General features: G+C 66.3%; 5 protein-coding genes. 3 read left to right on the forward strand and 2 right to left on the reverse strand.

The features are described 5' to 3' along the window. The first annotated feature begins 86 nt into the window (after nucleotides 1–86). Nucleotides 87–14,690 carry a non-ribosomal peptide synthetase gene (locus J1M87_RS20455; protein ID WP_241257280.1) on the forward strand — a complete coding sequence of 4,868 codons (14,604 nt, stop codon included), beginning with the start codon at nucleotides 87–89 and terminating at the stop codon, nucleotides 14,688–14,690. Beyond that, nucleotides 14,687–15,700 (forward strand): alpha/beta hydrolase family protein, encoded by a 1,014-nt coding sequence (locus tag J1M87_RS20460; protein WP_206491496.1) that lies wholly within the window; start codon nucleotides 14,687–14,689, stop codon nucleotides 15,698–15,700. Before J1M87_RS20455 ends, J1M87_RS20460 begins: the two co-directional genes overlap by 4 nt. Before the next feature lie 22 nt (nucleotides 15,701–15,722). Here J1M87_RS20460 and J1M87_RS20465 read toward each other — a convergent pair whose 3' ends face one another. After that, nucleotides 15,723–16,397 carry a glycoside hydrolase family 25 protein gene (locus tag J1M87_RS20465; RefSeq protein ID WP_206491574.1) on the reverse strand — a complete coding sequence of 225 codons (675 nt, stop codon included), beginning with the start codon at nucleotides 16,395–16,397 and terminating at the stop codon, nucleotides 15,723–15,725. A gap of 229 nt (nucleotides 16,398–16,626) precedes the next feature. On the opposite strand from J1M87_RS20465, the gene J1M87_RS20470 reads away from it, so the two are divergent. Beyond that, complete coding sequence (locus J1M87_RS20470; RefSeq protein WP_206491497.1) at nucleotides 16,627–17,313, forward strand: thioesterase domain-containing protein; 687 nt, start codon at nucleotides 16,627–16,629, stop codon at nucleotides 17,311–17,313. A gap of 10 nt (nucleotides 17,314–17,323) precedes the next feature. Here J1M87_RS20470 and J1M87_RS20475 read toward each other — a convergent pair whose 3' ends face one another. Continuing rightward, a complete protein-coding gene (locus J1M87_RS20475; RefSeq protein ID WP_206491498.1) occupies nucleotides 17,324–18,661 on the reverse strand; it encodes an amylo-alpha-1,6-glucosidase in 1,338 nt (445 codons plus the stop codon). Between the last annotated feature and the right edge of the window lie 34 nt (nucleotides 18,662–18,695).

Here is an 18,695-nt window from a genome sequence, read left to right on the forward strand (position 1 = left end):
AATTCCATTCACCGCAGCACGATGTACCGTTACTCGCTCCCTCGAGTGCACGAAGAGGCCAGTCATTGGAATCCGTTGATTCACTGATGATTCGGGAAGAGACGCTAGATCGGACGTCCATCGCGGACACCGAGCCTTTTCCCCTCACACCGGCCCAACGCGGACTCTGGTTTGCTCAACATTTGTTGAGTTCCGTGCCGATCACGATCGCGAATTACCTCGATATTCGCGGTGCCGTGGATTTCGATCTGATGCGGTACGCCGGCCGCCGCACCGCGCGCGAGTTCGGAGCGGGTTCACTGAGACTGCTCGAGATCGACGGAGAACCGCACCAGTACATCGACGTCGAGCAGGGCGACGACACCCTCGTGCTCGATTTCCGTCGAGAGGCCGATCCCGAGGCAGCCGCGCACGCATGGATGCGCGAGGCCTACAGCACCGCCATCGATCTGACCCACGGACGCCTGATCAAGGGCGCGGTGCTTCGCATCGACGACGACCGGACGTTCTGGTACTCCCACGTCCACCACATCGTGCTCGACGGTTACGGCGCCGTGCAGTTCATGCGACGCGTCGCGTCGATCTACACCGAGGTCAGCGCGGGCCGCGAGCCCACCCCGTCCCGAGCCGGCTCGCTCGCGGAGGTCTACGCCGCAGAGGCACACTATCGGCAGTCCCCACGATTGGCGAAGGACCGCCAGTACTGGCAGGACAAGACGACCGACCTACCGCCGCCGCCGTCCATCACCGGCGTTGTCGCGCCCCCAGCGGCTCGGGCCCACCTGTGCGGTGGGTACCTACCGGAGAACATCGAACGCGCCGTGGACGAAGCGACGCGCCGGCTCGGCTCGGCCTTCGCTCCGCTCGCGATCGCTGCCGTGGCCACCTTTCTGGCACGGATGACCGGAACCACCGACCTGGTGCTGAGTCTGCCGGTGGCCGGCCGCACGACAGCGGTGCTGCGCCGATCCGGCGGCATGGTCTCCAATGTGCTCCCCATCCGGGTGCGCATCACCCCGCAGTGCACGCTCGAGACGCTGGTGAACGACGTCCAGTTGGAGCTGACCGGTGCCCTTCGGCACCAGCGTTATCGAGCCGAGGACATTCGCCGCGACGCCGGGCGCGGCGGCGATACCCGCGGATTCTTCGGCCCGGCGATCAACATCATGGCCTACGAAACCGAGGTTCCGTTCGGTCAGCTGACGGGGGAGTTCAACGTGCTCTCCACCGGGCCGGTGGAGGATCTGTCGATCAACATCTACCCGGCGGCGGACGGGTCCCGCTCCCGCTTGGAGTTCGAAGGCAATCCCAATATCTACGGCAGCGAGCAGTTCGCCGTTCTGCACCGACGGTTTCTGACGTTGTTCGAGCGCTTTCTCACCACCGCATCCGACGCACCGATTCTGGGTCTCGACGTACTCGACGCCATCGAGCGGTCGACGCTCGTACCGCTGTCCGGCCCCGATGCTGTTGTTCCCGAGCTCTTTCCGAATCTGCTTCGCCGCGGCGTGGACACGGCACCAGATAACGTAGCGGTCGAATTCGGTGAGGAATCGCTGACCTACCGCGAGCTCGACGACCGCGCCAACGCCCTCGCGCGGGCACTGATCGCGCGGGGAGCCGGGCCGGGACGCGTGGTGGCCGTGGCGCTACCCCGTGGAGCGGCATCCATCCTGGCGCTGTGGGCCGTCGCCGCATCCGGTGCCACCTTCTTGCCGATCGATCCGGCATATCCGTCCGAGCGCATCACGCACATGCTCCTCGACTCCGCCGTGACGATCGGAATCAGCGAACACGAATTTTCGCACCGGCTTCCGCAACGAGTGCACTGGCTCGAACTCGACGACGCAGATCTCCGCGAGGAATGTGCCGCCCGATCCAGCGCACCCGTCACCGATGCCGATCGACGCCTCGACCTCACCGAACAACACGCCGCGTACATGATCTACACCTCCGGCTCCACCGGTACTCCCAAGGGCGTACTGGTCACCCATGCCGGACTCGCGACGTTCGCCGCCGACGCGAGAGCCGAACTGCACGTTCGCAGCTCGTCCCGAGTGCTGCGGTTCTCGTCCGCGAGTTTCGACGCATCACTGTTCGAGATGATCCAGGCGTTCAGCGCGGGAGCGACGATGGTTCTCGCCCCGCCCGCCGTCATCGGCGGCACCGAGCTCACCCGTTTCCTGCGGGAGCGGAGCGTCACCCACATCATCTGCGCACCCGCGCTGCTGACCACCGTCGATGCAACCGAGCTCGCGCAGCTCGAGGCCGTCGTCGTGGGCGGGGACGTCATGCCGCCCGATCTGGTCACCCGCTTCGGCTCGAAAGCACTGCTGTTCAACAGTTACGGGCCAACCGAGACGACCATCGTGGTGACCGTGACGGCGCCGCAGACCGATCCGCGGGCCATCACGATCGGCCGGCCGGTGCAGGGCTCCCGCGTTCTGGTGCTCGATCGGCTGCTGCGACCGGTTCCGCCCGGCTCGGCAGGCGAGCTCTACCTGGGCGGACCTGGCCTGGCCCGCGGTTATCACCGGCGGCACGGTTTGACCGCGGCTCGCTTCGTCGCCGACCCGTTCGGCCACGGGAACCGGCTCTATCGCACCGGAGACATCGTGCGGTGGACGGGCCCGCTCCACTCCGCCGAGCTCGAGTTTCTCGGCCGCAGCGACTTTCAGGTGCAAGTCCACGGCCAGCGCATCGAACTCGGCGAGATCGACGCCGTCCTGTCGCGACACGAGTCCGTCGACTTCGCGGTATCGGTGGTCCATCACCGCGGCGATGCCGCGATCCTGGTCTCGTACGTCAAACCGGCGCATACCGTCGATCACAATGCGTTGCGCACCTTCGCTTCCGGCTTCCTTCCCACCCATATGGTGCCGGGAATGTTCGTCGAACTCGACGCCATCCCACTGACTCCCACCGGCAAAGTCGATCGATCCGCACTGCCGGAGCCGTCGTTCGAGTCCGACACCACCGCCTACCGGGCCCCGGTCACGCCGGTCGAGAAGACCCTCGCCGACGCGATGGCCGCGGTCCTGCAACGTGACTCGGTGGGCGTCGACGACTCGTTCTTCGCGCTCGGCGGCGACAGCATCGTCGCCATCGCGCTGGTCGCTCGTGCGAAATCGCTCGGCGTCGTGATCACCGCTCGCGACGTGTTCGAGCGTCGCACCGTGGCGGGGCTGGCGGAAGTGGCGACGGACACCGCGCACCAGAAGACCCTCGACGAGTTGCCGGGTGGCGGCGTCGGCGATATGCCGTTGACCCCCATCATGCGTCAGACCGTGCAATCGCAGATCCTGGCCGACGGCATCGATGCGTTTCACCAGACCATGGTGCTGACTGCACCCGTCGATCTCGAACTCGACGGGCTGCGGCGGACGGTGGCAGCACTACTGGACCATCATGACGCGTTGCGCTCGGTCCTGACCGAGGACGGCCTGAATATTCGGCCCATCGGAAGCGTGGATCTCGACGAGGTCGTCACCCGAGTGTCGACGGCCAGCAAGCCCGGAAGCCGCGAATTCGCCTCTGTGCTCTCCGAATCCGCTCGAGTTTTCGCGAGGCGGCTACGGCCACGTGCGGGCGTCATGCTGCAGGTGGTCTGGGTGGCCCCCGACACCGGCCGTCCCGAGATCATCGACACCCACGGCATCGGGCGCATCATCGTCATCGCACACCATCTGGTGATCGACGGGGTCTCGTGGCGGATTCTGGTTCCCGACCTGGCTGCGGCATGGCATCAGGTGCAGGCGAAGTCCGCGGTGGTCCTGCAGCCGGTGGCGACCTCGATGCGCCGCTGGGCCCATGGACTGGTCGAGGTATCCGCTGCGGCCGAATCGGAATTGGTCGGTTGGACAGCACTTCTGGACGGTCCCCACGATCTTGTCGGTTCTCGCCCGCTCGATCCGAGCATCGACGTCGGTGCGACCCGTGATCAGGTGGAGGTCGAGCTCACCGCCGAGATCACCGAGGCGTTGATCGGTCCGTTGACACGCGCCTACCGAGGCACCGTCAACGACGTTCTGCTCACCGCTCTGGCGCTCGCGATCTGGACCGAACGACCGTCCTCGTTCCTCGTATCGATCGAAAGTCACGGCCGCGACGAGGATCTCGTGCCCGGAGCCGATCTGTCGCGGACGGTCGGCTGGTTCACCTCGACGCATCCGGTACGGCTGTCACTCGACGGAATCGATGCCGACCGCATCCTCGCAGGCGAGGCGACGGTGAGCGAGGCGATCAAGCGGATCAAGGAACAGCTGCGCGCGATACCGGGCGCGGGCTCCGGCTTCGGTCTGCTGCGATACCTGAACGACAGCACCGCCGCCGTACTCGCCGAGTGCAACAGTCCTCAGATCAGCGTCAACTATCTGGGTCGGATCGACACCGACATTCCCGATGCCCTGCGCGGACGCGGCTGGATACCGGACGCATCGACGCAGATCGGGCAGGGCAGTGGCGATCGACTGCCGGTTCCGGTGGCACTGGACATCAACGCGGTCGTCACCAACGGACAGCTGCGTGCGACGTTCGCATTCCCGCGGGGCGTGCTCGATCACGACGCCGTCGGCGACATTGCCGAACGGTGGACCACCGCACTGACTCTTCTGGCCGAGCACGCAGGTGCCGCGGACGCGGGTGGACTGACACCGAGCGACGTTCCGTTGGTCCGCATCGATCAGGACCAGATCGGTCGGTGGGAGCGGTCCTTCGGCGAACTCGAGGACATCTGGCCGCTGTCTCCGCTGCAGCAGGGGTTGATGTTCCACTCCGAACTCGTGCGTGGGCACGTCGATGTCTACACCGCCCAGCTGGTGTTCGATCTCGGCGGCGATATCGATACCGCCCGCTTGCACCGAGCGGCGCGCCGACTCCTCTCCCGGCACGACAGCCTGCGCACGGCGTTCGTTCGAGACAACCAGGGTGCTCCGGCGCAACTGGTGCTCACCGATCCCGAACTACCCTGGCGCACCGTCGATGCCGATGCGGATGACGTCCCGGCCATCGCCCACGCCGAACGGACCGCGGCATTCGATCTGGCGGCGCCGCCCCTGCTGCGATTCGTACTGGTCAACACCGAGGACGGGGCATCGCTGGTGGTCACCAACCACCACATCCTGTTCGACGGGTGGTCGATGCCGATCTTCGTCAAAGAACTGCTGGTGCTCTACGCCGCCGATCAACCCATCCCGGTACCGGCGCGGACGTACCGGGACTACCTCGAGTGGCTCGGCTCACGCGATCACGAAGGCGCACTGGACAAATGGGCGCAGGCCTTGGAGGGCCTCGACGAAGCAACCCTGCTCGCACCCGGCCACGGCGCAGAGCACGATCTGCCGGTCGAGCTGCCGGTGCCTTTCGACGACGACGCCGTCGCGGCACTGAAGGACGCCGCACGGAACCTCTCGGTCACCGTCAACACCATCGTCGAGACGGCGTGGTCGCTGGTGCTCGCCGCCGAACTCGGCAGGCACGACGTCGTGTTCGGCGCGACGGTATCGGGCCGACCGGCCGACCTGACCGGCGTCGAGGACACCCTCGGTCTGTTCATCAACACCGTTCCGGTGCGAGTGCGGATCCACCGGGACGACACCGTCGCCTCGATCCTGACCCGTGTGCAGGCCCACAGCGTGGATCTGCTGGACGCCCATCACGTAGGTCTGCCCGAGGTTCGCTCCCGAGTGGGCAGCGGGGCCGGATTCGACACGCTGACGGTGTTCGAGTCCTATCCGGTAGACCACTCCGCACTCGACCGCGATACCGACATAGCCGGGATGCGCGTGCGCGATCTTCGCATCGCCGATGCCACCCACTACCCACTGACGCTGATCACCGTCCTCGAACCGGGGATGAGCCTGACCGTGAAGTACGCGGCCGCCGCGATCGATTCGCATCGAGCGGCTGCGATCACCGAACGTGTCGCCGCGGCGCTGAACGCACTGATCGGTGATCCGCAAACGCCGGTGGCGCGCCTCGACCTGCTGTCCGAGGATGAGCATTCGCGTCGGGCAGCCTGGAATCGCACCGAACACCCGGTGGCCGAGCACACTCTCGTGGACCTGCTCGCGGCAGCAGCAGTCGAGCATGCCGCGGCCACCGCGGTGGTCTTCGAGGACAAGAGTCTGACGTACGAGAACTTCTGGGCCAGAGTGCGATGCCTGGCGCGGTACCTGCGCCACACCGGAGTCGGGCCCGAGAACGTGGTGGGTGTGGCGATGGATCGCTCACTCGATCAACTCGTCGCAGTGCATGCGGTGGTGGCCGCGGGCGGTGTCTACCTCCCGATCGACGCCTCGATGCCACGTGCGCGCATCGCTCACCTGGTTCGTACCGCATCGCCGTCGCTGATTCTCGGCACGCTGGCGGACGCTCCGGTGCAGGTGGTCGATCCCGCGGAGCTGGACCTGAGGAAGTTCAGCACCGCGCCTCTCGCGCCGCCGCCAGGGCTACGGCCGGACCACGGTGCGTACCTGCTGTTCACCTCCGGCTCCACCGGACAGCCCAAGGGCGTCACCGTCTCCCACCGTGCGATCGTCAACCGGCTGCTGTGGATGCAACACCAGTATCCACTCTGCACCCGAGACGTCGTGCTGTACAAAACTCCGGCCACGTTCGACGTCTCGGTGTGGGAATTGTTCTGGCCGCTGATGACCGGGGCCCGCACAGTCGTCGCCGAGCCGGTCGGCCATCGCGACCCGATGTACCTGTCGTCCCTGGTACGCGAACACCGCATCACGACAGCGCATTTCGTGCCGTCGATGCTGGAGCTGTTCCTCACCTACGGCGCACCCGAGTTCTGCACCTCACTGCAGCAGGTCTTCGTCAGCGGCGAGGCACTGCCCCGAGCCGTCGCCGACCGGTTCCACGGCGTGATCGATGCCGAGTTGCACAATCTCTACGGACCGACCGAGGCAGCTGTCGACGTCACGTACCACCGCACCGGTGCCGGCGAACCGGGTCCGGTACCGATCGGCGTCCCGGTGTGGAACACCACTGTGCACGTACTCGATTCGCTGCTTCGCCCCGTCCCCGTCGGCGTCCCCGGCGAGCTCTACCTCGGCGGCGTGCAGCTGGCCCGCGGCTACGCCGCCCGCCCAGATCTCACGGCCGCCCGGTTCGTCGCCGCGGACGCGGGCAGCCGGCTGTACCGCACCGGAGACCTCGTCCGATGGTCCGAGGATGGATCTCTGCACTACCTGGGCCGCAACGATTTCCAGGTCAAACTCCGTGGCCAGCGCCTCGAACTCGGAGAAGTGGAAGCCGCGCTGCTCGCGGCCGATGGCGTGCAGTCAGCGGTGGCAGTGGTGCGCTCGGATCGCTTGATCGCCTACATCGTCGGCACCGCGAGCTCCGAATCGGTGACGGCACAGGCGGTGCGCACCCTGCCCGAGTACATGGTGCCGTCGAGCATCCTCGTGCTCGACGCGATGCCACTGGGTACCACCGGGAAGCTCGATCGCACCGCTCTCCCGGAACCGTTCGAGTCCGCCGAGGAGTTCGTCGAACCTACCGGGGACGCCGAACAGGCAGTTGCACAGATATTCTCCGATGTCCTCGGCGTCCAACGGGTGAGCGTGACCCGGTCGTGGTTCGGCCTCGGCGGCGACTCACTGACCGCCACCCAGGTGATCGCGCGGATCAACGCAGAACTCGACTCCGACCTCGGCGTCCGAGACCTGTTCGAGGCCCCGACGGTCCGGGCACTGACAGATCGTCTCGGGCGCGGGGGAGGTAGTCGGATCGTCCTCGCCGGCCCTCGCCCCCCACGGATTCCGCTGTCCCCGGCTCAACATCGGATGTGGCTGCTCAACAGATTCGACCCCGCGTCGGGTGCGTACAACATCGCGGGTGCCTTCCGCATCGCCGGAGCCCTCGACGTCGACGCGTTGCGGGCCGCAGTGGTCGATGTCGTCGAGCGTCACGAGATCCTGCGCACCGTGTATCCCGACGGTCCGGACGGCCCCGAGCAGGTCGTCACCACGCAGTACCCGGACGTGACCCTCGGCCACACCACCGAACCGATGCTCGACGGTGCCCTGTATTCCCTCGTAGCACAGGGTTTCGAGGTGACCGCGACCCCGCCGCTGCGCGTGGCAGTGCTCGAGATCTCCGCCGAGGACCACGTACTGGTCGTAGTGGCCCACCACATCGCCGCCGACGGGTGGTCGATGACCCCGTTGGCCCGCGATGTCATGATCGCCTACCAATCGCGTTCCGCGGGCCGCCCGCCGCAGTGGACGCCGCTTCCGGTGCAGTACGCCGACTACACGCTGTGGACCCTCGATCGTCTCGGCGACGAGGACGATGCGGATTCGGTTGCTTCTCAACAGATCCGATACTGGAAGGCGATTCTCGGTGACACCCCCGAGCGGCTCGCGCTGCCGACCGATCGTCCCCATCCACCGGTGGCCTCCCATCGCGGTGACCGTCTGTCGATCGATCTGGACGCCGGAACCGTCGCAGCGCTGACTGCTCTGGCCGAGCGCACCGGAACCACCCGTTTCATGATCGTGCACGCGGCCCTGGCGGTGACGCTCGCACGTGTCTCGGGCAGTGCCGACATCACCGTCGGCACACCGATAGCCGGACGCGGGCAACGCGCCCTCGACGACCTCGTCGGCATGTTCGTCGGCACGTTGGTGCTGCGTACTCCGATCGACCCGTCACAGACGTTCACCGAGGTGCTGGGCTCGGTGCGTGAGCGCGATCTCGACGCGTACGCCAACGCCGACATACCCTTCGAGCGGCTCGTCGAGATCCTCGCGCCACCGCGTTCGACGGCGTATCACCCGCTCTTCCAGGTGATGCTGTCGTTCGAGGATGCCAGGCCACCGTCGGTGGAGCTGGCGAACCTGTCGATCCGCCCCCTCGACACCTCACATGTGGCGGCAAAATTCGATCTGCACGTCACCGTCTACTCGTCACCGGACGGGGGATCTATCGAGTTCGTCTATGCGACGGACATATTCGATGCCCAAACTGTCACCGATCTCGCGGAGCGGTATCGCACCGTGCTCGACTCTGCCGTGGCGGAGCCGAATCGGCCGGTCGGCGATATTGCGATTCTCACCGCGAGCGAGACACCACGACTGCACGGTGCACCCGAGCTCGGTCATCGCACCCTGCCCGATCTGCTGATCGGTGCGGTGATGAGTGCAGGTGGCAGCGCTGTCGCCGTCGAGGCCGGTAGCGCTCGGTGGACCTACTCGGAGTTCGATGAGGCGGCAACCATGTTGGCGCGCAGCCTGATTCGACGGGGCATCGGACCGGAGCAGTACGTGGCGGTGGCACTGCGCCGAGGTATCACCTCGATGCTCGCGACCTGGGCAGTGGCCAAGACCGGGGCTGCGTTCGTTCCGATCGACCCGACCTATCCGGCCGACCGCATCGCGTACATGCTGGCGGATTCGGGGGTGACACTGGGCATCACGGACCACCAGCATCTGGATTCGCTACCGACCGGACCGACCTGGATCTGCATCGACGACGCCTCCGCGTCCGACGGCGAATGCACTCCGGTGGGCGACCTCGAGCGCACCGAGATGCTCCGGCCCGATCACCCCGCCTACATGATCTACACCTCCGGCACCACCGGGCAACCGAAGGGCGTCGTGGTCTCGCACCGCGGGTTGGTCAATCTCGTTGCCGACCTGGTGGATCGCTTCGATCTCGACAACTCCTCCCGCACCTTGCATTTCGCATCGCCGAGCTTCGATGCCTCGGTGCTCGAGCTGCTCCTGGCCGTCGGCGCTGGATCGACGATGGTGATCGCCGACTCGGACGTTCTCGGCGGCACCGAGCTCGCGGCCGTTCTGCAGCGCATCACCCACGCCTTCGTCACCCCAGCCGCCCTGGCGACCGTCGACCCGACCGATATTGCCGAGTCGACCACGATCGTCGTCGGCGGGGAGGCCTGCCCACCGACCCTCGCCGATGCATGGGCCGGGCACCTGCGACTGTTCAACGGCTACGGCCCCACCGAGACGACCATCTTCGCCACCATCGACGGCCCCCTCGAGCCCCACGCTCCCATCTCGATCGGGGGTCCCGTCCGGGGTGCCGAGTCGGTGATTCTCGACGATCGACTCCACCCGGTGCCGACCGGAACGGTCGGAGAGCTCTATCTCACCGGAGATGGCGTCGCACGCGGGTATCACCGTCGATTCGGGCTGACCGCATCACGTTTCGTCGCCGACCACCGCGGCCGCAGGCTGTATCGCACCGGCGATCTCGTTCGCCGTACCGGGGAACGGTACGAGTACATCGGACGCCGTGACGCACAGGTCAAGGTGCGCGGATTCCGGATCGAGCTCGGCGAGATCGACGCGGTAGTCGCCGGTTGCGATGGTGTCGCCCAGGCAGTGACGGCGGTCCACGACAATCGAGTGGTCGGTTATGTGGTCCCCGTCGCAGGCCGAGTACTCGACCCCGAACTGATTCGACACCATGCTCGAGGCTTCCTGCCCACCCACATGGTGCCGCAGACGGTCATGATCCTCGACGCTTTACCACGGAACGGAAACGGCAAGCTCGACAGAGCGGCACTGCCTACCCCGACGCTGTCCACACCGGAATTCGCCGAACCCGCAACGGACACCGAACGTCTCGTCGCCGAGGCCTTCGCTGTGGCGCTCGATACCGCTGCTGTCGGTGCAGGGGACGACTTCTTCGCGCTCGGCGGCACGTCACTGTCGGCGACCCGGGTGATCGCCCACATCAACGACGCCGCAGGCACTGCGCTTCCGGTGCGGTCGGTGTTCGAATCGTCGACGGTACGGTCGCTGGCCGTGGTGGTCGACGCCGCAGAACGTTCCGCCCTGCCGCGGTTGGTGGCCGGCCCGCGCCCGTCGGTGATACCGCTGTCGTTCGCACAGATGCGGATGTGGTTGCTCAACCGTGTCGACCCGGCATCGGCGGCGTACAACATCGCGTTCGCGGTCCAGCTGAACGGTTCCGTCGACGGCGAGGCGCTACAACTCGCAGTCGATGATGTACTCGCACGCCACGAATCGTTGCGGACCTACTTCCCGGTGGTCGACGACGACCCGGTACAGGTGATCGTCGACGACGTCCCACTCGACCTGCACCCCGTCGACGTCGACGACAGCGAGGTGCTGGCACGGGTGGCGGCCGTGATCGGGCGAGGGTTCGACGTCACGGCCGCGGTCCCGGTGCGCGGGGCGCTGCTACGGACGAATCCGAGCGCACATGTGCTCGTCCTCGTCGTGCACCACATCAGTGCCGACGGGCTCTCGATGATGCCGCTCGCGCGGGACGTGGCGATTGCCTACGGGGCTCGGCTGCACGGAACCACACCGCAGTGGTCGCCGTTGCCGGTGCAGTACGCCGACTTCGCCGTATGGCAGCGCACTGTTCTCGGCAGCGACGAGGATTCGGCATCGGTTCTGTCGCAGCAGCTTCGGTACTGGAGGCGAACGCTGGCCGATCTGCCTGCCGTTCTCGAACTACCTACCGATCGGCCACGGCCGGCGGTGGCCTCCAAACGTGGCCGGGCAGTGCAGTTCTCACTGTCGCAGCAGACCACGACAGAGGTGCGCTCGCTGGCACGGCGTACCGGCTCCTCGGTGTTCATGGTGCTGCATGCGGCCTACAGCGCACTGCTGGCGCGGCTGACCGGGAGTTCGGACATCCCGGTCGGCACTCCGGTATCGGGCCGGGGATCGGGTGCGCTGGACGAGGTCGTGGGAATGTTCGTCAACACCCTCGTCCTGCGACTGAGCGTCGATCCTTCTCGGTCGTTCACCGATCTGGTGGCGCAGGCCCGCACCGTCGATCTCGCGGCGATGGAACACTCGGACGTTCCGTTCGAGCAGGTGGTGGAGGCACTGGCACCGGCGCGATCGACCGCTCACTCGCCGCTGTTCCAAGCGCTGATCGCGCTCGAGACCGAACGGCCGAAGGATCTGACGTTGCCCGGGCTCGACATCACGCCGTTCCCGTACGAATCCGAGGTCACCCGCTTCGATGTGGCGCTGACCTTCACGGACTCGGACAGTCTCGACGGATCGCTGCGTTACGCGACCGATCTTTTCGATCACGACACCGCTGCACGATTCGTCTACGAGTTCACCGCCCTGCTGGGTGCCGCCTTGGCCGATCCGGCGGCTCCGATAGGTGATCTCGCCCCGGCCCGCGACGGTGTGCTCCACGGCCCTGCCGATACTCCCGTCCGAACCCTCGGCCAGCTCATCGACGCCGCCGTGGCGGCCCGACCCGATGCGCCTGCCCTGCGCTGGAACGGGATCGACTACACCTATCGACAGGCGAACGCGTACGCGAACCGCGTGGCTCGGGTACTGCTCGGATACGGTGTTGGACCCGAGAACGTGGTCGCGGTGGCGCTCTCGCGTTCGGCCGAGTCGGTGCTCTGCACCTGGGCCGTCACCCGAACCGGTGCCGCCTACCTCCCGGTCGATCCCGCCTATCCGGCCGATCGCATCGCGCACATGATCGCCGACTCCGGTGCCGTGCTCGGGATCACCGAGTCCGGCTCGCGGGGCTGTCTGCCCTCGGACGTACCCTGGGTCGTACTCGACGATCCGGAATCGGTCGTCGAGTTCGAGCAGGCGGACGAAACACCCATTGCGGCAACTGAACTGGCCGGTCCGGTGCTCGACTCCAGCTCCGCGTACGTGATCTACACCTCCGGATCGACCGGGCGACCCAAAGGCGTCGTGGTCGGTCACCGAGGACTGGCCAACCTGGCGGCATCGCGCAAGCAACTGCACCGTGTGGAGCCCTCGACGCGTTTTCTGCACAATACGTCTCCGAGTTTCGACATGGCCGTCGGAGAGATGATCTCTGCGCTCTCCGCCGCAGCGACACTGGTGATCTCACCGTCGACCGTGCTGGGCGGATCCGAGCTGGCGGCGTTCATCCGCGACGAGCAGATCACTCACGCCGTGCTCACGCCCTCGGCACTGTCGACACTCGACCCGGAGGGGCTGGACTGCCTCGAGGTTCTGTGTGTCGGCGGCGAGGCCTGCAGTACCGAACTGGTCGCTCGGTGGAGTCGAGGACGGCTCATGCTCAACGGATACGGCCCCACCGAGGCCACCGACATCTCCACGCTCGGACAAGTGCGGGCCGGCGAGCCGATCACCATCGGCTCGCCGTTGCACGGTCTGCGCGCACTGGTCCTCGACGCGCGCCTGCGGCCCGTCCCGGTAGGAGTACGCGGCGAGCTGTACATCGCCGGTCCCGCGGTTGCACGCGGATACCTTCGCCAACCAGGCCTGACCGCAACACGATTCATTGCCGATCCCAGCTGCCCGGCAACCCGGATGTACCGCGCCGGAGATCTGGTGCGGCGAACCGCCGACGGACGATTGCTCTACTGCGGCCGCAGCGATCAGCAGGTCAAGATTCGCGGATTCCGCATCGAGCCGGGAGAAGTGGACGCTGTGCTCACCACACACGCCGGAGTCGGTACCGCGGTGACGCTGGCTGTGCCCGGACCGACAGGAGAGAAGACACTGGTCTCCTACATCACCGGCACCGCAATACCGGAGGCGGTCCGCGAGCATGCTCGACGCTCGTTGCCCGCCCACATGGTGCCCGCCGCCGTCACGGTGATCGCCCAGGTTCCGCGTACCGGAACGGGCAAGCTCGACGTTGCCGCACTGCCGACTCCGGTGTTCACCGCCACCGCCTATCGGCCCGCCCGGACGACGGCGGAGATCGCCGTCGTCGAGGCATTCGAATCCGTCCTCGGCGCACAACGAATCGGATTGGACGACAACTTCTTCGATCTCGGTGGCAGTTCACTGTCTGCGATGCGGGTGATCGGCGAGCTGCGTGCCCGCTCGTACGAGCTCGGCATGCAGTCGCTGCTGATGGATGCGACGGTGACCGCTGTCGCCGAACGAATCTCGTCCGGCCGCTCCGACACCGAGGAACTGGCCGTGTTGCTCCCGCTGCAGCAGAGCGGCCAGGGCGCACCGGTCTTCTGCATCCATCCGATACTCGGATTGTCCTGGTGCTACACCGGATTGGGCACCTACCTCGACAATCCGCTGTACGGGCTGCAGACCCCGGCCCCAGAGGAGTTGCCGAGGACGTTGGTGCAGTTGGCCGCTCGCTATCTCGAGCAGATCATCCGCGTCGCACCCGAGGGGCCGGTGCACCTACTCGGTTGGTCGCTGGGAGGCGTCATCGCGCACGAGATGGCGAGGCAGCTGGTCGCGTCCGGCCGTACCGTGGCCTCGCTGATACTGCTCGACGCTCACCACGGCGACCAGGGGGCCTGGGCGGACGCGCTGCCGGTGACAGACCTGATGTCCGGGCTCGGCCTCGATCTCGCCGTGCCCGACGGCCAGATGGTCTCCCTCGACACCGCGGGCGAACTGCTCGGTTCGGTCGACACCGGCGGAATCCTCGACCGAACCGACATCGAGCGACTGATCGGAGCAGCACAGCACAACCACCAACTGCTGCAAGAACATCGACCCGGGGTATATCCCGGCGATGTCCTGTACGTCGACGCCGGGCTCGAGCGCCGCCATGGCGTCGGGCAGTGGTATCCGCATATCGCGGGCAACGTCACGGTGATCTCCGCGCGAGCCACGCACTGGCAGATGTGTGCGCCTGCCACCCTCGCGGCCATCGGCCCACGCATCGCCCACGAACTTCGCTCCACCGAGAAGAGAGAACCGAAGAATCGATGAAAGCTCCACGTCTGACGGCCATCCTGGTGGCCGCGGGGCTGCTGTTCGGCCTGCCCGCGGTCGCGGCCGCGGATCCTGTGTCCCCAGCTGCCGAACAGGCCCGAGGACCCGTGGGAGCGGTCCGGGGCATCGACAAGATCGACGACGTCCGCTGGGATGTGTACGTCTACTCGCCGTCGATGGACACCGACATCAAGATTCAGGTGATCAGGCCCGCCGACACCTCGGTGCCGCGCCCGACGCTGTACATGCTCAACGGTGCCGGTGCGGGTGTCGACGGTGCCAACTGGCTGGCCAAGACCGATATCGTGGACTTCTTCGCGGACAAGAACGTCAACGTCGCGATGCCCGTCGGTGGGTACCTGAGCTACTACACCGACTGGGAGCGCGACGATCCGAAGCTCGGCCGCAACAAGTGGCAGACCTTCCTCACCCACGAGCTACCGCCGGTCCTCGACGAGGCGTTGGGTGCCAACGGCGTCAACGCCATCGGCGGGCTGTCGATGTCTGCGGGCTCGGTGCTCGATCTCGCGATCCACGCGCCGGGACTGTATCGCGGCGTGGCGTCGTACAGCGGTTGCGCGCAGACCAGTGATCCGGTGACCCGCACCTTCATTCGTGCGTTGGTGGCGCTGCGCGGCGGCGGCAACACCGACAACATGTGGGGTCCGGACGGTGATCCGCGCTGGGTGGAACACGACCCGCTCGTCAACGCCGACAAACTCCGCGGGCTCGAACTGTTCGTCTCCAACGCCAGCGGTCTGCCCGGGCCGTACGAGATGCCCGGTGCCGACCGGCCGGCCGGATCCCCGCCGCTGGCGGACCAGATCGTGCTGGGCGGACTGATCGAGGCCGGAGCCAACACCTGCGCTCACAATCTGGTGAATCGTCTCGGCGAGCTCGACATCCCCGTGACGACGGACTTCCGTCCCTCCGGAACACATTCGTGGCAGTACTGGCAGGACGCGCTGCGGACCTCGTGGCCGACCCTGGAACGGGCGCTGAGCTGAGGGTCGCTGCCCTCGGGGGGCGTCACCAGCGAGCGAGAGTCCGCAGCGATTCCGGAGTGCCCGAGTAGTGGTTGATGTCGGTTCCCCCGTCGATTCCGGGGATGGTGCCGCGATCGGTGTACTGCCAGAACAGCCAGTTGCTCCAGCCGCCGGGCAGCGGTCCGAGCTCGTCGTTGTAGTCGGCGATCCACAGCGGGTAGTTGTTGAACTCGTGCGTATCGGCCATGGCCGTCCGCCAGAAGTGCGGATACGTGTAGATGATCGGCTGGCGTCCGGTCAGGGTCTGGACGGTGTTCAGGTAGCGATGCGTCCAGTCGATCAACTCGGCTGGGGATTTGCCCTTGGCGTCCTCGAGATCGAGCACGGGCGGCAGATCGCCCGGGCCGTTGATGCCCAATACCAGCGCGGAGTAGTACGCACCCTGCAATTCGGGGGAGAGCGTCACGTCGGCGTAGTGGTAGGCCCCGCGCGCCACGGAGGCCGTGCGCATCACGATCGAATCCTCCACGAAGTACGGGTTGACGTAGTCCAACCCCTCGGTCGCCTTGACCATGGCGAAACCGTGGCCTGCCGCCTTGACGGCGTGCCAATCGATGGCGGTGCCGTCGATGTGCTGCCAGGACGAGACATCGGGGCCCTGTGGAACAGCCGAGGCGACCGCCGGCATGGCAACTGCCATGACGCCGACCGAGAGCATTCCGAACAGGGCACGGACGGTGCGAGAGAAGACCACCCGGCTGAGATTATGGCCCCGGACCTGGGCACTCAATGGTGAACAGTCACTAATGCGTTCTGTTCGCAGACGTGGTTGAGTCTTCGATAATGAGACGTGGGTAACACTCACGCTGCCGCTGGCGACATACCCACAGTCGGCACGAACAAACAATTTCAACACGAACTACATCTCTCGGCTCGGAGGCGCACCCATGACTGTCGTGAACGATCTTTCGAATCTGGCTCTCACGGACCTCGACCCGTCCGATTACGCCGTCCCGACCGTCGCGCCGATCCGCACCGCGGGGAACCTCCACCCGGTGTTCTGCATCCACCCGCTGGTGGGATTGATCGATTGCTACTCGACCCTGGCAGCGCACGTCGACGACGCCCGACCCATCTACGGGATTCAGGTACCGGCGTCCGGTGCGCGTGCCGAGTCCTTCGCGGCGCTGGCAGCGCAGTACGCCGACGACATCGTTCGTATCCAGACCGACGGCCCTGTGCACCTGCTCGGCCACCAGTTCGGCGGAGTTCTCGCCCACGCCATCGCCGTGGAACTGCAGAGCCGTGGCATCACCGTCGGCACCCTGACGCTGCTCGACAGCGACCCCGTCCGGGCCCTCACCGAGGGCGCAGATCTGCTGGCAACCATGGGCGAGGAGATCGATCGCAGTCACGCCGAGGAGCTGCTGGCCGTCGCGTCGCACAACGACGAACTGATCAAGCGTCACCTGCCCGGCATCTACTTCGGCGACATCGTGGCCGTCTCGTCCACTGGAACCGACTCCGGGTCTGCCTGGCATCCCTTCGTGTGCGGCACCGTGGCCAAGTACCTCGTGCCCGACGCCACCGCGTTCGAGCTCGTCGGACCGCTGGTCGAGAGCTACCTGAGCTGATTTTCTCGGGTTATCCCAGCCAGTCCAGCACCGCCGCGGCCGTCCACGATTGCTGCATGCTGCCGAGCGGCTTGCCGGTGAACGGCTCGTAGTACTCGGCAAAGCTGCCGTCGCTGGCCTGTCGCAATCCTTCGTCTCGCAGCGACAAAGACCGCTCCGACCATCCGCGACGCGCGAAGGCCCACGAGAACAACCACGTCATCACCGGCCACACCGGCCCGCGCCAGTACTCACGAGCTCGGAAATCTTTCGAGACCGGGGACGTCGAGGGCGGCACCGCGTACCGCAGATCAGGATGCCCGCAGAATCGCGTGCCCTCGAAGATTCGAAGCAGGTTACGTTCCTGCTCACGGGGCAAGCCGCCGCACAGCAACGGCGCGAACATCGCGATGGTCTCGGTCCCGATCCATTGGCCGGTGCGTAGATCGAAATCGCGAGCTCCGCCCGAACGCGCGTCCGTCGTCGCGATGACGCCTGTGCGGAACTTCTCCGCCCAGGAACGCAACTCCCGAACATCGGAATGCGGACGCGAATGATCTTCACCGATGGTGGCCAGTACGTCGCAGGCCACCGCGAAAATGGCGCTGACGAACACGTCCTCGACGGCGAAGCTCATCTTGGTCTTGAGCGCGTCGTCGTCGTAACCGACCTGCTTCATCTCCTCCACCAACCAGATGTAGCGGTCGTACTCGAGGTTGCTGGGACGCTGGGAGGCGTCGGTGATGACGGCCTTGTCCTCGCGGAAGTACGGGTCCATGTCTCCGGGCACCACATTGGCGTAGGCCGAGTCCCATCGCGGCGAGTTGTCCATGCCCGACTCCCAGCCGTGGAACACCGCGATGCGTCCGTTGTCGTCGACATCGCGGGCCTGAGCAAGCCAACGATGCCACCGCACCAGATCCTCCCAGCGTCGATCGAGAAACTCCTCGGCGACGGCGCGCGTCGTACGTCCGTGGCGCTTGGAGTGATCGAGGATGCGTTGCACGGCGATCGCGTGCACCGGAGGCTGCGTGATGCCCGAGGTCTGCGGACTCATCGGAGCGTGCGGGGCGAGCGTGCCAGTGGCCCACCGAGCCGGCCCGGGGAAGTAACCGTCGACCCCGTTGGCGAACACGATGTGCGGAATCATCCCGTTCTTCCACTGCGCGGAGAGCAGCGTATCCATCTCCACCACGGCACGCTCGACGCTCAACGGGGCCAGCCCCACCGAGACGAACGCCGCATCCCAGCTCCACATGTGCGGATACAACCGCGGGGCTGCGCTGGTCATCGAACCCAGATCGTTACCCCTGAGCAAATATGCAGCGCGTGCCGCCAGCTGCGTGGAAGTGAAACCTCGATCGCCCATGGAGATAGTTTGCGTCCGCTCGTCCGATTCCGCT

This window comes from Rhodococcus sp. KRD162 (assembly GCF_017168335.1).
In the GTDB taxonomy this organism is placed as follows: Bacteria; Actinomycetota; Actinomycetes; order Mycobacteriales; family Mycobacteriaceae; genus Rhodococcoides.